This window comes from Mesorhizobium sp. WSM4820 (genome assembly GCF_055811075.1).
The window spans coordinates 76,779-93,791 of the sequence record NZ_JBVVQN010000006.1 but is presented as its reverse complement, the minus strand read 5'-3'; the positions used below and the strand labels follow the sequence as shown (position 1 = coordinate 93,791).

Annotated in this window: 18 protein-coding genes; 11 read left to right on the top strand and 7 right to left on the bottom strand. The window is 63.5% G+C overall.

All coding sequences use genetic code 11. The annotated features are described in order from the left end of the window. The first annotated feature begins 150 nt into the window (after window positions 1-150). Window positions 151-480 (top strand): hypothetical protein, encoded by a 330-nt coding sequence (locus AC0L2R_RS12045; protein WP_473509103.1) that lies wholly within the window; start codon window positions 151-153, stop codon window positions 478-480. A gap of 35 nt (window positions 481-515) precedes the next feature. On the opposite strand, the gene AC0L2R_RS12040 is transcribed toward AC0L2R_RS12045, so the two are convergent. Together AC0L2R_RS12040 and AC0L2R_RS12035 are read right to left on the bottom strand one after the other, a co-directional pair. Continuing rightward, window positions 516-1,388 carry a 50S ribosomal protein L11 methyltransferase gene (locus AC0L2R_RS12040; protein ID WP_473509101.1) on the bottom strand — a complete coding sequence of 291 codons (873 nt, stop codon included), beginning with the start codon at window positions 1,386-1,388 and terminating at the stop codon, window positions 516-518. An 86-nt stretch (window positions 1,389-1,474) separates the two neighbouring features. Then, window positions 1,475-2,050 carry an SCO family protein gene (locus AC0L2R_RS12035; RefSeq protein ID WP_091594485.1) on the bottom strand — a complete coding sequence of 192 codons (576 nt, stop codon included), beginning with the start codon at window positions 2,048-2,050 and terminating at the stop codon, window positions 1,475-1,477. 205 nt (window positions 2,051-2,255) lie between these two features. Between AC0L2R_RS12035 and AC0L2R_RS12030 the strand changes: the two genes are divergently transcribed. The 3 genes from AC0L2R_RS12030 (at window position 2,256) to AC0L2R_RS12020 (ending at window position 3,970) form a co-directional block, all read left to right on the top strand. Beyond that, window positions 2,256-2,774: a CreA family protein gene (locus AC0L2R_RS12030; RefSeq protein ID WP_473509099.1), complete on the top strand. Its 519-nt coding sequence runs from the start codon at window positions 2,256-2,258 to the stop codon at window positions 2,772-2,774. A 70-nt stretch (window positions 2,775-2,844) separates the two neighbouring features. Further along, complete coding sequence (locus tag AC0L2R_RS12025) at window positions 2,845-3,486, top strand: LbetaH domain-containing protein (RefSeq protein WP_091594184.1); 642 nt, start codon at window positions 2,845-2,847, stop codon at window positions 3,484-3,486. Window positions 3,487-3,559: 73 nt separating this feature from the next. Beyond that, window positions 3,560-3,970, top strand: a complete 411-nt coding sequence (locus tag AC0L2R_RS12020; protein ID WP_473509359.1) for a low affinity iron permease family protein — start codon at window positions 3,560-3,562, stop codon at window positions 3,968-3,970. A gap of 3 nt (window positions 3,971-3,973) precedes the next feature. Here the strand turns inward: AC0L2R_RS12020 and AC0L2R_RS12015 are convergent, their stop codons facing one another. Then, on the bottom strand, window positions 3,974-4,840 hold the full coding sequence (locus AC0L2R_RS12015) for an SDR family NAD(P)-dependent oxidoreductase (RefSeq protein ID WP_473509098.1): 867 nt from the start codon (window positions 4,838-4,840) through the stop codon (window positions 3,974-3,976). 132 nt (window positions 4,841-4,972) lie between these two features. Here AC0L2R_RS12015 and AC0L2R_RS12010 point away from each other — a divergent pair, with 132 nt between their 5' ends. After that, window positions 4,973-5,254 (top strand): hypothetical protein, encoded by a 282-nt coding sequence (locus tag AC0L2R_RS12010; RefSeq protein WP_128167136.1) that lies wholly within the window; start codon window positions 4,973-4,975, stop codon window positions 5,252-5,254. 7 nt (window positions 5,255-5,261) lie between these two features. On the opposite strand, the gene AC0L2R_RS12005 is transcribed toward AC0L2R_RS12010, so the two are convergent. Next, window positions 5,262-5,837 carry a TMEM175 family protein gene (locus tag AC0L2R_RS12005; RefSeq protein ID WP_473509096.1) on the bottom strand — a complete coding sequence of 192 codons (576 nt, stop codon included), beginning with the start codon at window positions 5,835-5,837 and terminating at the stop codon, window positions 5,262-5,264. A 69-nt stretch (window positions 5,838-5,906) separates the two neighbouring features. After that, window positions 5,907-6,932 carry a LacI family DNA-binding transcriptional regulator gene (locus AC0L2R_RS12000; RefSeq protein WP_473509095.1) on the bottom strand — a complete coding sequence of 342 codons (1,026 nt, stop codon included), beginning with the start codon at window positions 6,930-6,932 and terminating at the stop codon, window positions 5,907-5,909. 198 nt (window positions 6,933-7,130) lie between these two features. Between AC0L2R_RS12000 and AC0L2R_RS11995 the strand changes: the two genes are divergently transcribed. The 5 genes from AC0L2R_RS11995 (at window position 7,131) to AC0L2R_RS11975 (ending at window position 12,320) form a co-directional block, all read left to right on the top strand. Beyond that, entirely contained in the window at window positions 7,131-8,150 is a 1,020-nt protein-coding gene (locus AC0L2R_RS11995) for a Gfo/Idh/MocA family protein (RefSeq protein ID WP_473509093.1), read from the top strand. 173 nt (window positions 8,151-8,323) lie between these two features. Further along, window positions 8,324-9,229: a sugar phosphate isomerase/epimerase family protein gene (locus AC0L2R_RS11990; RefSeq protein WP_128167128.1), complete on the top strand. Its 906-nt coding sequence runs from the start codon at window positions 8,324-8,326 to the stop codon at window positions 9,227-9,229. Window positions 9,230-9,403: 174 nt separating this feature from the next. Next, a complete protein-coding gene (locus AC0L2R_RS11985; RefSeq protein ID WP_027153760.1) occupies window positions 9,404-10,417 on the top strand; it encodes a substrate-binding domain-containing protein in 1,014 nt (337 codons plus the stop codon). A gap of 56 nt (window positions 10,418-10,473) precedes the next feature. Continuing rightward, on the top strand, window positions 10,474-11,271 hold the full coding sequence (locus AC0L2R_RS11980; protein WP_473509091.1) for an ATP-binding cassette domain-containing protein: 798 nt from the start codon (window positions 10,474-10,476) through the stop codon (window positions 11,269-11,271). Next, a complete protein-coding gene (locus AC0L2R_RS11975) occupies window positions 11,268-12,320 on the top strand; it encodes an ABC transporter permease (RefSeq protein WP_473509089.1) in 1,053 nt (350 codons plus the stop codon). The genes AC0L2R_RS11980 and AC0L2R_RS11975 overlap by 4 nt, the downstream gene beginning before the upstream one ends. 9 nt (window positions 12,321-12,329) lie before the next feature. Here the strand turns inward: AC0L2R_RS11975 and AC0L2R_RS11970 are convergent, their stop codons facing one another. After that, window positions 12,330-14,993, bottom strand: a complete 2,664-nt coding sequence (locus AC0L2R_RS11970; RefSeq protein WP_473509087.1) for an ATP-dependent helicase — start codon at window positions 14,991-14,993, stop codon at window positions 12,330-12,332. A gap of 208 nt (window positions 14,994-15,201) precedes the next feature. Between AC0L2R_RS11970 and AC0L2R_RS11965 the strand changes: the two genes are divergently transcribed. After that, on the top strand, window positions 15,202-16,107 hold the full coding sequence (locus AC0L2R_RS11965) for a dienelactone hydrolase family protein (protein ID WP_473509086.1): 906 nt from the start codon (window positions 15,202-15,204) through the stop codon (window positions 16,105-16,107). Here AC0L2R_RS11965 and AC0L2R_RS11960 read toward each other — a convergent pair whose 3' ends face one another. Then, window positions 16,108-17,013 carry an EamA family transporter gene (locus AC0L2R_RS11960; RefSeq protein ID WP_473509084.1) on the bottom strand — a complete coding sequence of 302 codons (906 nt, stop codon included), beginning with the start codon at window positions 17,011-17,013 and terminating at the stop codon, window positions 16,108-16,110. It lies immediately after the preceding gene.

Sequence of the window (17,013 nt, the reverse complement as noted above, 5' to 3'; positions counted from 1 at the left end):
TTTTTTCTCACCGGGCTGCGCGTGTTCTTAGTTCTCGTATCCTCCTGTTCTCCCGCCGGCCGCCCCCCCCCCCCCGCCCCCCCTTCCCTCCCCCCCCCCCCCCCCCCGACATCGACGGTGGTCATTCTACGTGAGCTGGGAGGCCCTCTTTTGCCTGCAGTGATTGCCCTGTTCGGTCCAGCATCGCTTTTGCGCATGGACGCCATGCAGAATCAGCGATTTAAAAAAAGGTCAGCAGAGCTTACCTTTTTGGCGTGGAGGAACGAGTCTTACTGCCCTGCAAAGGAGACCATCATGTCCACGAATTCAGCCAGACGCGGATTTTTCAGAAGCGCCGTGAACGCTCTCATTGAAGCGCGCCAGCGCGAAGCGAGCCGCTATGTGAGCGCGGTTCTGCTTGGCTTTGACGACGAAACGCTGAAAGCCAACGGCTACGATCGCGAAGAACTGAAGAAGGCGGCAAGGTCGCGCTATGTCTGAGCGAATTTGCGGCGTGCGATTGAAGGCGCTGCGCGTCACCGCTTGAGGTGGATTGTCACCCAGCCTTCGCGATGCAAGGTCCTGACATGGCGGAACTGCTGGCCGACATAGGCGGAGATCACCGCGTCGCGCTGCCGGTCGAGGATGCCCGACAGCACGATCGAGCCGCCCAAGGCGATATGCCCGGCCATTTCGGGCGCCAGCCGCATCAGCGGCCGCGCCAGTATATTGGCGACGATGAGGCCAAAAGGCCCGCGCGCGGCAAAAATCGGATGGTGGAAGCCCGGCGCCGTCACCGTTTCGACGAGCGCCTTGACGTGGTTGAGCCGCGCGTTGGCGGCGGCGACTTTTGTGGCGACCGGATCGATGTCGGTCGCCAGCACCGGAATATGGGCGAGCTTGGCCAGCGCGATGGCCAGCACCGCGCTGCCGGTGCCGAGGTCGAGCGCGTTGCGCGGGCGCTCGCGCCGCACGACCTGTTCCAGCATTTCGAGGCATCCGGCGGTGGTGCCGTGATGGCCGGTGCCGAAAGCCAGGCCCGCTTCGATCTCGATGGCGAGTTCGCCGCTGTGGCGCTTCCTGCGGTCATGCGCGCCGTGGACGAAGAAACGGCCGGCGCGTACCGGCTTCAGTCCCTCCAATGAACGCGTCACCCAGTCGATATCAGGCACGGGCTCGCGCGCAATCGGCCTCGACAGGGCCAGCCCGGCAAGGATCTCCTTCAAGCGCGCCTCGACGGCATCGACATCGCCGTCGGCATAGAGTGACACTTCGTGGATGTCGCGGTCCTCGTCGACTTCGACCAAGCCAATCGGCAGGCCCTCATCTTCGAATGCCGCTTCGAACGCCGCGAAGATATGGTCGGCCTCGATCTTTCCAGTGCTGAAATAAAGCCGCGTTTGGGTCATCAAACGATTTTCTTCGTGAGCATGATCTTGTCCGAAAACCGGTTCCCACTTTTCGCTGGCGCGGACCGTCGGTTCGGGACCATGCACTAACCTGCCGCCAGCCGCTTGAGCTTGGCGATGGCGGCGTCCGGGCTTTCGCCATAGGCGATGGTGCCGGCGAAATCGCCCCTGGCGTTGAGCAGCAGCACCGAAGCAGTGTGGTCCATCGTGTAGTCGCCGTTGCCGGTATCGACCTTTTTCGAATAGATGCCGAAGGATTTGGCCATGGCGCGGACCTTGTCCGGGTCGCCGGTGATGCCGAGGATGCGATCGGAGAAGTTGCTGATATAGGCGTTCATGATTTCGGGCGTGTCGCGCTCCGGGTCGACCGTCACGAAATAGGCGCGCAGGTTCTTGCCATCGTCGCCCATCGTCTTCAGCCAGCCGGCCAGTTCGAACAGCGTGGTCGGGCAGACTTCCGGGCAGTGGGTGAAGCCGAAGAAGACGACGCTGGGCTGGCCGCGAAAGGCAGCCTCGCTGATCGGAGCGCCCTTCTGGTCGACCAGCGTGAACGGCGCGCCGAACGGCTCGCCGCCATAATGCCCGCGGTACCATTCAAAGGTGAGCCAGCCGATGCCCGCCGCCATCAGGACGAGAATGCCGACCAGTATTGAACGCATCATCAATTGGCTGTCCGTCGCTATTTTCATCGGCGCCGTGTCGGCGCCTTTGGAGCTTGTTGGGCGAACACTCTTAACGGTTTGATCTCGCTCGCGCAAAGATGTCGCGTTGCCGCAACCGGCTTTCTCTTAAAAACTGATCCGCTTGCAAAGTGCTGCCGCCCGTCCCACCTGAGGTCGGCAAAACTCGAACGGCAGGAGGCTTCGTTTGCAAAGGTTGATTGGGCAAGGACTGATTGGGCGAAAACTGATCGGCGGCGCTTTGGCCGCGTGCCTTGTCGTCGGTGCTGGTGCGGCTGTCGCCCAGGAGGTCGGCAAGGTCGGCGTCGACTGGCTCGGCAACGACATCATCGTCGAGGCGATCAAGGACCCGAAGGTCGAAGGCGTGACCTGCCATGTCTCCTATTTCGACCGTGGCGTGATCGATCGCCTGCAAAAGGGCAACTGGTTCGAGGACCCATCCGATTCCTCGATCGCCTGCCGCCAAACCGGGCCGATCACCATCGGCGACATCGACATGAGCGAGACCGGCGAGGAGGTGTTCAAGCAAGGCATCAGCCTGATCTGGAAGAAACAGGTGGTGAACCGCATTTACGATAAAGCCAACGAGACCCTGATCTATCTGTCGCATTCGCGCCAGGTGCAGGACGGTTCAGCGAAAATGTCGGTCACCACGGTACCGCTCTATGGCCAGAACGTGATGTGGACCAACGGCAAGCCGAAATAGGCTCTGGAAACAGGTGACGGACGATTGCTCCCGCTTGCGGGACTAACCGCTCGGGCGTAAAGCCGCCGGGATGGACCGTCCCGAAAACCTCGTCCTGAAAGACCCCGAGCCGCGAATCCACCCGACCGCGGAGTTGAAGGCATGCAAGCTTGGGCGCTACGCCTCGATCGGCGAGCGGGTCATCTTGCGCGAAGTCATAGTCGGTGACTTCTCCTATTTCGAGCGCCACGCCGAGGCGATCTACACGACAACAGGCAAGTTCTGTTCGATCGCCGCCAACAGCCGTATCAACGCGCTCGAGCATCCGATCGAACGGTTGACCCAGCACAAGATCAGCTACCGGCCAAACGAGTATTTCCGCTGGCTCGGCGTCGACGCCGGATTTCGGGAGCGACGGCGGGCGACGTCCGTCACCATCGGCCACGACGTCTGGATCGGCCATGGTGCGGTGATCATGCCTGATGTGAGCATCGGCAATGGCGCGATCGTCGGCGCCAATGCGGTGGTAACGCGCGATGTACCTGCCTATGCGATCGTCGCCGGGGTTCCGGCCAAGCCGCTGCGCCAGCGTTTTGCCGAGAAAACCGCTGCGCGGATTGAAAGCCTCGGCTGGTGGGACTGGTCGGTCGAAAAACTCGCCAAGGCCATTCCTGACATGCAGGCGCTTTCCATCGAGGCCTTCCTCGACCGCTGGGAGCACGAAATCCCCTGATCCTTGGGGCTCTCTGAACGGCTACGTCCGTGAAAGGAGGGAACCTCAGCGGATGCTGATTGTTTCTCCTGCCATGATAGAGAAGCTTTTCACCAGGATCGCCAACTATGTTGCGCATCTAGCCGGTCTGCCGTCGACATTCGCGGTCTGTTTCCTGATCATTGTTGCGTGGGGGGCAAGCGGACCGATGTTCGGGTTTTCCGATACGTGGCAGCTCATCATCAACACCGGCACGACGATCGTCACCTTCCTGATGGTGTTCCTCATCCAGAACACCCAGAACCGCGATGGCACGGCGATTCAGACGAAACTCGACGAGTTGATCCGGGTCGGCAAAGCTCACAATACCTTTATCGGCATCGAGCACCTGACCGAATCCGAGGTCGAGGAGATTCGTAGAAAATGTGAACAGGCGGCGAAACGGCATGATAGGGCGGTCAAGAAAGCCACTGTGCAAAAGCGCGGCTCGAAGACACATGCGTGAGCGTCAGCTTTCCATGAACGCCGCGAAAGCCTCCTTGTGGTCCGGGTGCCAGCGCGACAAAGCAGGGCGATTTTCGATGATGTCGCCGATCGCCCAGGCCATGCGCTTTTCGTCCATGGTCCGCGTCGCCTCATTGTCGGGGCACAGGATGTAGAAGTCGCCACGCACCAGCGCGGCCAGCATGAAGTCGATCACCTGCTCGCCGGTCCAGGCGCCGGCGGGCTTTTCGGTTGCACCCTCGGTCAGGCCGGTAAAAGTGAACCCCGGAATGAGCAGATGCGCAGCAATCTTTCCGCCGGGCTCGTTGCGCAGCGCATGCGCCAGGCCTTCGGTGAAGCTCTTCACGCCAGATTTGGAGACGTTGTAGGCAAGGTTGCCGGGCGGCGTCGTGATGCCTTGCTTGGAGCCGGTGTTGACGATCAGGCCCGGTTTTCCTGCAGCCAGCATGCGCGGCACGAAGGCCTCGACGCCATGGACGACGCCCCAAAAATTGATGTCCAGCAGCCGCTTCCAGGCGTCGCGGTTCTCCCAGGGCTTGCCGGGATTGTTGCCGACGCCGGCATTGTTCATCAACAGCGACACGCCGCCGAAGGCATCGAATGCCTTTTCGGCCAGCCTGTCGACTTCGTCGGCTTTCGAGACGTCGGTGGCGACAGCGAGCACGCCACTGTCGCCGGCAATCGTGGCAACGGCACCGGCAGCCTCATCGAGCCGCGCGCCGCCGATGTCGGCCAGCACGATTTTCAGGCCCATTGCCGCCAGCCGCCTGGCCGCGGCAAGGCCGATGCCGCTGGCGCCGCCGGTGATGACGGCAACGTTGCCGGAGCCAAGGGCAGGCAAAGCGCTCTGGATTTCGGCGTCGCTGGTCATCGATCGTGTCCTCGTTCAGGTCGCGCCGAACTTAACGCGGCGACAGCCTCGCGCAAGCCCGTTTGGGCGTCCTTGGGTTGACCACATCGGCAGGCGCTGCGCATGCTGTCCGCGTAAGAAGGAGATTACCGATTGACCGACTGGATCGAGATCCTGAAAGAACAGACCGCCACCGGCGACCAGATGAGCCGTGAGGTGCCGCAAATGCTTGCCAATCCCGACATCAGCGAAGCGCAAGTGAGAACGCTGTTTTCGGCGCTCGAAAAGCAGGCGGAGTTCGTCGAGAAGCTGCGCATGGCGCTGGAAAAATTCGGCCATGATTTTTCGGTGATCAAGGCGGCCGAGCGGCTGGAGGAGCGCTATGCCGACCTTGCGGCCTCGGTGGCGGAAAAGCTGAAGGCGATGCGGGGATAGGGCGGACCTATTTTTCGATCTGCCTTTCGAAACGCTTGTCGGGCACGAACCAGATCATGGCAACCAGCACATAGAGCGCGACGCTGATCCATTGATTGACGAAGGTCAGCGGAATGGCGGCGATGTAGAGGACCACCGAGATCTTTTCCTTGCGATCGGTGCCTGCCGCTCTGGCGAAGGCAGTGTCGTTGCCATGCAGCCGGTGCAGGAGGACGACCAGAATGAAGTAGGCGGCCGCGCAAAGCGCCAGGACAACACCGTAAACGGCGACAGGCACCGGCGCGAAATGGTTTTCGCCGATGAAGGCGGTGGTCACGGGCATCAGCGACAGCCAGAACAGCAGATGCAAATTCGCCCACAGCACGCGGCCATCGACCCGCTGCACGGTGTGGAACATGTTGTGCAGATTGTTCCAGTAGATGCCGACATAGATGAAGGACAGCACGTAGCTGAGAAAGGTGGGCCATAGCGGTGCCAGCGCGGAAAAATCCGCGCTATGCGGCACCTTCAATTCCAGCACCATGATGGTGATGATGATGGCCATGACGCCATCGGAAAATGCCTCGACCCGTCCCTTGCCCATGGATTCTCCCCTGCTGCGCCTGACTCATCCTAGGCGATCGATGTGGCTGGAGGGAAGGCCCGGCCATCATCAGTCGCTGTCGCGCGCGATCAGCTCCAGCGGCCAGACCTCACGGATGATCCGCGCGCCTTCGGGGCCGGCGAAGGCCGGGATCGACGCCAGCAACATTTCGGCAAGCCGCCGTCCCATCGGCTCCAGGCGAGGGCGGAAGCCAGTCAGTGCCGGTGAAAAATAGCGGCAGAGCGGCGTGTCGACGATGACGATCACCGCAATGTCGTGACCCGGCTTGATGCCCATCTCGGCCAGCGCCTTGCAGCCGCCGAGTGCCATCGCGTCATTGTTGAAGATGATGGCGGTCGGCGGGTCCTTGCAGCGCATGACCTGCGGCGTCACCGCGTCGCCGCCGGCCTCGTTGATGAAGCCTTTCGCGATCAGCTCGGGGTCGACCTCGATGCCGTGCCGCCGCAGGGCCTTGCGATAGCCGGCCAGGAACAGGTAGCCGAAATTGAGGTTGAGGGACGGGCGGATGGCGGCGATGCGGCGATGGCCGCGCGCCACCAGGCGGTCGACCGCGTCGGCCCCGGCTTTTTCGAAATCGAGGTCGAGCGACGGATAGGTCTTGCCGCCGGAGCGGCTGCGGCCGAGCGTCGCGAACGGGAATCCGACCCTGGTCAGGTAATCGATGCGCTCGTCCTCGCGACGCGTATAGGCCAGCACCACGGCGTCGGCCCGGCGCGTCTCGACCACCCGGCGCAGGCGCTCCTGCTGGTAGTCGCCCGGCGCGCCCATCACCACGATCAGATCGAGCCCGCTTTCGGCGAGTTTCGCCTGCAGCCCGGTCAGGAACGGAATGAAGAACGGTTCGCCATATTGCTGGTCGCCCGGGTGCGGCTGCAGCATGAAGGCGATCGAGTGGGTGGTGCCGCGGCGCAGGCTGCGGCCGGACTGGTTCGGCGAATAGTTCAGCTTTGCCGCCGCATCGAGCACGCGCTGGCGGGTGTCGGCATTGACGTCGGCACGGCCGTTGAGCGCGCGCGACACGGTGCCGATCGAAATGTTCAGGTGACGCGCAAGGTCGTGGATGCTGGACGCCAAAGGACAGTTCTCCCCCTTGCCTGGCTATCATCGGCCGCTCTTCAGGCCAAGGTGATCTAGGTGATTTTCGCGAGCGGCCAATTGACATTCTACGCCTTCCGGTGTGTTCTCGTAAACGTTTACGGAAAAACGTTTACGGTCATGCCGTGAATGCCGTGACGATCGGTCTGGAGGGGCCGAGCGGAGGAGGAGCGCTGGATGATGAATGTCGTCCTGGTCGGCTGCGGAGCGATGAGCAAGCACTGGCTCGATGCAGCGAGGCAGATCGACGGGTTGGCTATTGTCGGCCTTGTCGACCTCGACGCCGACAGGGCGAAGGCAAGGGCGCGCGAATACGAGCTTGCCGGCGCCATTGACGGGACCAATCTTGACGCCGTGCTCGACCAGACCAAGCCCGACGCTGTGTTCGACGTCGTGGTTCCGGCGGCTCGGCGTGATGTCGCGCTTTCGGCCTTTGCGCATCACTGTCACCTCCTGACGGAGAAGCCGCTGGCTGACAGCCCGGAGAACGCGCGCGCCATCGTCGAGGCAGCCCGACGCGCCAGGCGCGTGCACGCCGTCGTCCAGAACCGCCGCTATGTCGCCAACGTCAGGCGCATCAGGCGTTTTCTCGATTCCGGCGCCATTGGTGCGCCAACCAGCATCCACGCCGAATTCTTCGTCGCGCCGCATTTCGGCGGGTTTCGCGAGGAGATGCGCCATGTCCTGCTGCTCGACATGGCGATCCATACTTTCGACGCCGCCCGCTACATGGTCGGCGGCGCGCCGGCCAGCGTCTACTGCCAGGAATGGGAGCCGGTCAATTCCTGGTACCGGCAGGGATCGTCGGCCACCGCAATTTTCGAGCTCGGCGGCGGCAAGCTGTTCACCTATGCCGGCTCCTGGTGCGCCGACGGCTTCCGCACCAGTTGGGAGAGCACATGGCGCATCGTCGCCGAGCATGGCAGCCTTGTCTGGGACGGTGAGGATGGGCTGAGGGCGGAAGTCGCGCGGCCTATCCGTGAAGGCCTGTTCGATCGCACAGAGCCGCTCGCCGTGCCGCCGCTCGATCCCAATGACCGCATCGGCGGCCATCTCGGCATCATCCAGGATTTTGTGCGCGCCGTCGAAACCGGCAGCGAGCCGGAGACGCGCGGCGCCGACAACATCAAGAGCCTGGCCATGGTCTTTGCCGCGATCGAAAGCGCCGAAACCGGGCGCCGGGTCGCGATCGCATAGAGCAAGATGAGGTTAGTTTTGGTCATTCTGCCGGTGATGGTTTGGGACAAGGTCGAGGGGTCTGGCGAAGGGCGTAGTGGTGCTACACCCGAGCCAGAGCCCGAAGGATTTGGCCCAAACCAGCCCGGCAGAATGACCAAAACTAACCTCATCTTGCTCTGGGAAGGGTGACGATGCCAAACCCGCTTCTCGACATCAGGATCGGCACCATGGTGCGGGCCAATCTCGATGACCCGGCCGCCTATATTAAGGCGATCCTGCCGCTCGGCTTCGAGAGCATCCAGCCCTTCTTCTGGCAGACGCTGGGCGACAAGGATCTTCCACGGCTGGCCGGCCAGATCCGCGAGGCGATCGGTGACGCCGATGTCGTCGTCTCCTCGCTCGGCGTCTTCGGCAATCCGCTGGAAAGCGGCGATGTCGATCGCGGCGTGCTTGATGCCTGGGAAACGGCCATCGACCATGCGCATCTGTTCGGCACCGCGATGGTCAGCGGCTTCACCGGCCGCCTCCGCGGCAAGCCGCTGCCCGACAGCCTGCCGCGCTTCCGCGAGGTCTGGGGACCGCTGGCCCGGCGCGCCGCCGACAAGGGCGTGCGCATCGCCTTCGAGAATTGCGCGATGGACGGCAACTGGGCTGATGGAGACTGGAACATCGCCCACAATCCGGACGCCTGGGAGCTGATGTTCAACGAATTGCCAGATGACAATCTCGGCCTGGAATGGGAGCCCTGCCACCAGCTCGTCTACCTGATCGATCCGATCCCGCAGATCCGCAAATGGGCGCCGCGCATTTTTCATGTCCACGGCAAGGACGCGACGGTGCGCTGGGACGTGATCCGCGAGCATGGCGTGTTCGGCCGGCTGCCGTTCGTGCAAATGCGCACGCCTGGCTTCGGCGACAGCGACTGGACGCGGGTGATCAGCGAATTGCGGCTGGCCGGATACAGGGGCGCCATCGACATCGAAGGCTGGCACGACCCGGTCTATCGCGGCGACCTTGAGATTACCGGGCAAGTGCGGGCGCTGGACTACCTCAAGCAATGCCGGGGAGGTGCGACGTATCTGCCGAACCCGGCGTGAAGTTAAGGCATGTCGCGCAAAAGCATGCCCTCGGGCCTGACCAAGGGTGTGCAGCGGTTTTGCGACAACGACATGCATCAAACAGGGAGCCGGCCAGCGAAGCATTGCGGCGAGAAGCCGAAGCATTCGTCGAAGACCCCTCGGCTTGCGAGGGAACAAAGGGAGGATAAGTGCATGAGCATCACGATGAGAAGGACAGTTCTGCGCTCGACCGTCATGGCGGCCGCCACGGCGCTCGCCGCCGCAATCTCCACCTTGCCTGCCCAGGCGCTCGATGCCCAGTGGTGCAAGGACGTCCACATCCGCTTCTTCGTCGGCGGCGCCGAGGGCGACGCCTTCGGCACCATCGTCTACAATGGCGCCAAGCAGGCCGAGGCCGATCTTGGGCCAAAGGTCGACTACATCTTCTCCCAGTGGGATGTCGAGAAGATGGTGCAGCAATTGCGCGAGGCCGTCGCGGTCAAGCCCGGCGGCATCGCCATGATGGGCCACCCGGGCGATGCTTCGATCATGCCGCTGGCCGAACAGGCGCACAAGGACGGCATCAGGATGATGTACCAGAACGTGCCTGTGCCGAAGGTCACGGCAGCGTTCGGCGGCGGGTATGTCGGCGCCCAGCAGGAAGAGCAGGGCCGCGCGCTCGGCGCCGAGGCGTTCAAGCTGGCCGGGCTCAAGGCCGGCGACAAGGCGATCATGATCGGCCCGTTCGAGAACGAGAGCCGCGGCGCGCGCGAGCGCGGCACGGTCGCCGCCCTGAAAGAGGCGGGCGTCGAGGTCATCCAGCTCTCCTCGCCGCCGAGCGGCGAATGGGCTTCCGACCCTAATCTGGCCATTCCGGTGATTACCGCAGCACTCCTCAACAATCCCGACGTCAAGGCGGTTGGCTATCCCGGCGGACAGATGCTGGGCAACGTCCCGACCTACATGCAGGCGGCAGGCAGGAAGGCTGGCGATATTTTCAATTTTGGCTTCGACACCAGCCCGCAGATCGTCGAGGGTTTTAAGGGCGGCTGGGTCCAGCTGACGGCCGACCAGCAGCCGTTCCTGCAGGGTTATCTGCCGATCCTCAGCCTCTGCCAGCAGGTGGTGCTGGGCCTGGCGCCAATGAATGTCGACACCGGCGCCGGCTTCGTCACGCCTGACAATTACGAGATCGTCGCCGAGCTCGCCAAGCAGGCGCTGCGCTGACCTTTTGACACGGCTGCCGGTCTTGCGACCGCAGCCGGAACCAAGTGAGGATCGCCATGGCAGAACGCCTTATAGAGCTGCGCGACATCAGCAAGTCCTATGGCCAGGTCTATGCGCTGGGCGGGGTCAATCTCAGCGTCGACCGCGGCGAGGTGGTCGGCCTGATCGGCGACAACGGCGCCGGCAAGTCGACGCTGATCAAGATCCTCTCCGGCGTGGTCAAGCCGACCAGCGGCGAGATCCTCATCCGCGGCCAGCCGGTGACCGGCTGGAGCGCCGCGCGCTCGCGCGACGCCGGCATCGAGACGGTATTCCAGGACCGGGCGCTGGCCGTGCAGCAGACGATCGTGCGCAACATCTTCATGGGCCGCGAACTCACCGGCTTTCTCGGCTGGCTGAAGGTCAACAAGGAAATCGAGGAGGCGAGCCGGCTGATGCGCGAGATCGGCTTCACCTCGAAAGTGTTCACGCCGCAATCGATCGTCGGCCAGCTTTCCGGCGGCGAACGCCAGGGCGTGGCGATCGCCCGGGCAATCTACAAGCAGGCCGACCTGATCATCCTCGACGAGCCGACGACGGCGCTGTCGCTGACCGAGACCGCCAAGGTCTTCCATTTCGTGCGCCAGGTGCGGGCGAGCGGACGGTCGATCCTGTTCATCGGCCACAACATCCACCACGTCTTCGACATCGCCGATCGTTTCGTCGTGCTGGACCGCGGCAAGGTGGCGCTCACCGCCGACCGCAGCCAGGTCAAGTCGGCCGAAGACCTCATCAACTTCATGAAAGACGTCGCGCATCCGGGTGGATTGCCGGGACTGCACGACGCCGGCGACCCGGAGCAGAGAGCGCGATGAGCAAGACGATGAAGCCCGATCTGCAAGAGCCGTCCGCAGGCATCTCCCGTCCCGGCAATCCCCGGAAAGAGTGGAAACACCCATCCGATCACTGGATGCGCGGCTTCATCCTCGACAACCGCGCCGCACTTGGCACGCTTGCCGTGTTCGTGGTGATGATGACGGTGTTCATGATCGCCAACCCGACCGTCTTCACCACCTGGTATCTCTACCGTTCCGTGCTCACCACGCTGCCGGTTGCGCTGTTCGTGGTGGTGCCGCTGGTCTTCGTCGTCACCTGCGGCGAGATCGACCTGTCGTTTCCGGCGACGATGGGTTTTGCCTCATGGGTGTTCGCGCTGGTCGTGCAGGCCGGCTACGACCCGTTTCTCGGTATTGCCGCCGCCATTGCAACGGGCACGTTGCTCGGCTTCCTTGTCGGGTCGCTGGTCGTCTATGGCGGGCTGTCGTCGCTGATCGCCACGCTCGGAATGAACTTCCTGCTGCGCGGCCTGATCCAGATCATCAACGAAGGCAGGTCGACGGCGCTGACCAGCCTTGCCGACAGCTGGGCCTACAAGATCTTCTCCAGCCAGCTTTACGGCATCCCGGTGCAGATCTTCTGGGCCATTGGCTTTGTCGTGCTGTCGGCGCTGCTCTACAACAGGCATCGTTTCGGCGCGCAGGTGAAGGTGGTCGGCGACAATCCCGACAGCGCCCAGCAGATGGGCATCGACGTCAAGCGCGTGCGGGTGAAAGTATTCGTCTTCGTCGGCATCGGGGCGGCGATCGCCGGCACCTTTTCGGTGATGATCAACTTCACCTGGTGGCCGACGGCCGGCGACGGCTATCTGCTGCCGGTGCTGGCATCGGTGTTCGTTGGCGGCACGCCGACCTGGGGCGGCATCGGTACCGTCGTCGGCGGCGCCATCGGCGCCGTCACCGTGTCGTTCATCCAGACCGGCGTCGTCGCGGCAGGCCTGAGCGGCTTCTATGTCCAGTTCTTCAACGGGCTGATCATCATCCTGTCGCTGCTCGGTCACAAATGGAACCAGGCGCGGTATCGGTGAGGGGGAGACTCACACCCCGGTGACAAACCCGTCCAGCACGCGTTTCTGGCCGGCCTTGTCGAAGTCGATGGTCAGCTTGTTGCCGTCGATGGCGGCAATGTTGCCGTTGCCGAATTTCTGGTGGAAGACGCGGTCGCCGACATTGAAGGGGGATGGCGTGTCGGCGACGGATTTGGCGACCAGCTCGCCGTCGATGGTGCGGCCCTTGATCGAGGTGCGGCCGGCGCCATAGCCACTGTCGGTCTCGCCATAGCCGATGCGCTCGACCTGGTGGCCGGAGCGCGAGCCCCAGTTGCGGTCGGTCGCCTCGGTGCGGTTCTGCTGCGCGCGCTGCCAGCCCGGCGTTGCATAGGTGCTGGAGAAGGCGCCGGATTTTTCTGCGCCGACATTGTCGAAGCGCGACGCGCCGTAAGGATTCTGCCGTCCTGCCGCCTGGCCGCCCCGTCCGGAGGCGAAGGAGCCGCCGCCGTAGGCATTGCCGTAGCCGCCATAGGAGTTGCCGCTCTCGGCGACCTCGACATGGGCTTCCGGCAATTCCTCGAGGAAGCGCGACGGGATCGTCGATTGCCACAGGCCGTGGATGCGGCGGTTGGAGACGAACCACAAATGCAGGTTCTTCTTGGCGCGGGTCAGCCCGACATAGGCCAGCCGCCGCTCTTCCTCGAGCCCGGAGCGGCCGCCCTCGTCGAGCGCGCGCTGATGCGGGAACAGTCCTTCCTCCCAGCCGGGCAGAAAAACTGTCTCGAATTCGAGGCCTTTGGCCGAATGCAGCGTCATGATGTTGACGGCGTCGAGCTCGGCGTTCTGCTCGGCGTCCATCACCAGCGCTACATGTTCGAGGAAGGAGCGCAGCGATTCGTACTCCTCCATGGAGCGGATCAGTTCCTTGAGGTTTTCCAGCCGGCCGGGCGCTTCTACAGAGCGGTCGTTCTTCCACATGTCGGTGTAGCCGCTCTCCTCCAGGATGGTCTCGGCCAGCTCGGTGTGCGGCGTGGTCTCCAGCGCCTTCTGCCAGCGCTCGAAATTGGCGGCGACCTCGCGCAACGCTGCGCGCGGCTTTGGCTTCAGCTCGTCGCTCTCAGCGAGTTTTTCTGCAGCCTCCAGCATCGGGATGCGCAGCGCCCTGGCGGTGTCGTGGATCTGGCGGATGGTGGCTTCGCCCAGCCCGCGCTTCGGCACATTGACGATGCGCTCGAAGGCGAGGTCGTCTGCGCCTTGCGCGACGACGCGGAAGAAGGCCAGGGCGTCGCGGATTTCGAGGCGCTCGTAAAAGCGCGGGCCGCCGATGACGCGGTAGTTGAGGCCAAGGGTGACGAAGCGGTCCTCGAACTCGCGCATCTGGAAGGACGCGCGGACAAGAATGGCCATATCGTTGAGATTGTGCTTCTGCCGCTGGTAGGCCTCGATGGTTTCGCCAACGGCGCGGGCCTCTTCCTCGGAATCCCAGGCGGCATGGACATGCACCTTCTCGTCGTCCTCGGCGATCTTTTCGGTGAACAGCGTCTTGCCGAAGCGGCTTTCATTGTGGGCGATGAGGTGGGAGGCGGTGCCGAGGATGTGCGCGGTGGAGCGGTAGTTGCGTTCCAGACGGATGATCGTGGCGCCGGGGAAATCCTTGTCGAAGCGCAGGATGTTGTCGACTTCGGCCCCGCGCCAGCCATAGATCGACTGGTCGTCGTCGCCGACGCAGCAGATGTTGACTTTGCTATCGCTCACGGCCGCGCGCGAGCTTCGCTCGCTGGCCTCCGCGGGGGCGGCCTGGCCGGCCGACGCCCGGTCGGGCTTGCGGCCTTCGGCCGTTCGCAAACCTGTCGACGTAGAAGTGCGTCCGGCGTCCGGCCGTTGCGCCAGCAGCCGCAGCCACATGTACTGGGCGGTGTTGGTATCCTGGTACTCGTCGACAAGGATGTAGCGGAAGCGCTTGTGGTATTCCTTCAGCACGTCCGGATTGGCGCGGAAGATACGGATCGGGTGGCACAGGAGATCGCCGAAGTCGCAGGCGTTCAGCGTCTTCAGCCGCTCCTGGTAAGCCTTGTAGAGTTCACGCCCCTTGCCGTTGGCGAAGGCGCGGGCGTCGCCCTCGGCAATCTCGGCGGGGCCAAGCCCCTTGTTCTTCCAGCCGTCGATCATCTGGGCGAACTGCTTGGCCGGCCAGCGTTTGTCGTCCAGTCCTTCGGCCTGGATGAGCTGCTTGATCAGGCGCACGACGTCGTCGGTGTCGAGAATGGTGAAGTCGGATCTGAGCCCGGCAAGTTCGGCGTGGCGGCGCAGCAGCTTAACTCCAATCGAGTGGAAGGTGCCGAGCCACGGCATGCCTTCGACATTGCCTTCGCCGATCAGCAGGCCGATGCGCTGCTTCATCTCGCGCGCCGCCTTGTTGGTGAAGGTGACGGCGAGGATCTGCGACGGGAAGGCCTTGCCGGTGGCGAGGATGTGAGCGATGCGGGTGGTCAGGACGCGCGTCTTGCCGGTGCCGGCGCCGGCCAGCACCAGAACCGGACCCTCGGTGGTTTCCACCGCCAGCCGCTGCTCGGGGTTGAGCCCGTTCAGATAATCGGGCGCATTGGCATGGCCGCTGCGGGCAGCCATGGCGCGCGCAGCAATGCCCGACGGGGCCACGGGCCGCGCGTTCGGTTCATCAAAAAAAGGCATATCTTCCGAAAAGCCGGACATCTCCCCCGAATGTAGTGATTCGGCAGCGAAAGGCCAGAAGTGTCTCCGTTTTGTTCTCTGTCCAGCGCCGGAACCTACAAATGGGTATATTTAACCCACCGACGTCGTGGAGCACTGCATGCTGGGCCTCACTGATCCGTGATTGGACCATGCAGCCCTCGACCCTATCTTGCGCGGCGGACATATTCCCGAAGCCGAGGAGAGCGCCATGACAAAACCGAGCCCTGCCAGCCCCGCCGTCAACAGACCCGCCATTACCCAGGCTATGATAGATGCGTATGACGAATACACGCATCTGACGCTCGACCGGCGGCGCTTCATGGAACAATTGACCAGGCTTGCCGGATCAGGTGCGGCGGCCGCCGCAATCGCGCCGCTGCTGGCGGCGAATTCAGCCCGGGCGGCGATTGTTGCCGAGGACGATTCACGCGTGACGGGCGAGGACATCAGCTATCCCGGCAGCGGTGGCGAGATGAAGGGCTATCTGGTCAAGCCGGCCGGCCAGTCCGGCAAGCTCGGCACCGTCATCGTCGTGCATGAGAACAGGGGGCTCAACCCGCATATACGCGATGTGACGCGGCGCGTGGCGCTGGAAGGCTTCGTTGCGCTGGCCCCGGATTTCCTGTCGCCGCTCGGCGGCACGCCGGCCGACGAAGACAAGGCGCGCGAGCAGTTTTCCAAGCTCGATCCGGCGCAAACCACTGCCAATGCGGTCGCAACGGTCGCTTTCCTTAGGGGCAGCGAGGATGGCAACGGCAAGGTCGGCGCGGTCGGCTTCTGCTGGGGCGGCGCCACGGTGAACACACTGGCTGCCAATGCGCCGGATCTGGCTGCCGCTGTCGCCTATTACGGCATGCAGCCGAAGGCCGAGGATGTGCCCAAGATCAAGGCGGCGCTGCTGCTGCATTATGCCGGACTCGACACCCGCATCAATGCCGGTATCGACGCCTTCAGGAAGGAGCTCGATGCAGCTGAAGTCGAGTACACGATCCATGTCTATGAAGGCGCCAATCATGCCTTCAACAATGACACGTCGGCGGCTCGCTACGACAAGAACGCGGCGGACCTCGCCTGGGGCCGGACGATCGCCTTTCTCAAGGAGAAGCTTGCCTGATCAGGCATTTGCCGGTTTGTGAAAAGCGACGCCGGCCACCACCAGCGCGATGCCGATGCAATCGGTTGGGCTGGGTATCTGGCGGAGCACAAAGACGCCGATCAGCGTGGCGGTGACCGGCAGCAACGACAGCATCAGCGCGAAGCTCGATCGCGGCAGCCGCGACATGGCAAGCTGGTCGCAGATATAGGGGATGACCGACGAGCAGATGCCGACGCCGATGGCGGCGATGAGCAGTGGCGGCGCCGTGAAAGCCGGCAGCGCATCGGTGAAGCCGATCGGCAGCACGATGAGGCAGGCGACCGCCATGGCGGCACCCAGGCCGGCGATGCCGTCGCCAGCGCCGGCGCGGGCAACGCGATGGCCAAGCATGATGTAGCCGACGAACAGCGCGCCGTTGAGGAAAGCCCAGAACAGGCCGATCGGGTCGCTTGACCATTTGACGTCGATCAGCAGCAAGGTGCCAGTGACGGCAACGGCAAGGGCTGCGAGATTGCGCGGGCTTCTGACGCCGAACAGCGCAACGCCGATGGTGCAGACGAACTCGATCGCCGCGACCAGCGAGATCGGCAGCCGGTCGAGTGCCAGGTAGAAGGAGCAATTCATCACGCCGAGGCAAGCGCCAAAACCGAGAAGCAGCAGCCGTGTCGGCCGGTCGGCGCGGGCGAAGACCGTCCACGGCCGGGTCAGCGGCGCGAAGACAAGGGCGGCCGCAACGATGCGCAGCCAGGCCATTCCGAGCACGCCGACATGCGGGAAAAGCAGCACGGCGAAAGCCGGCCCGAGATAATGAAACACAGCGCTGACACCGAACCAGACATGCGGCGGCAGCGATGTTGCCAGCCTGCCAAAGACAGGGCCGGCGAGGGCAGGGATAGCAGCTGGGGCTTGCGCTTGATCGTCCAT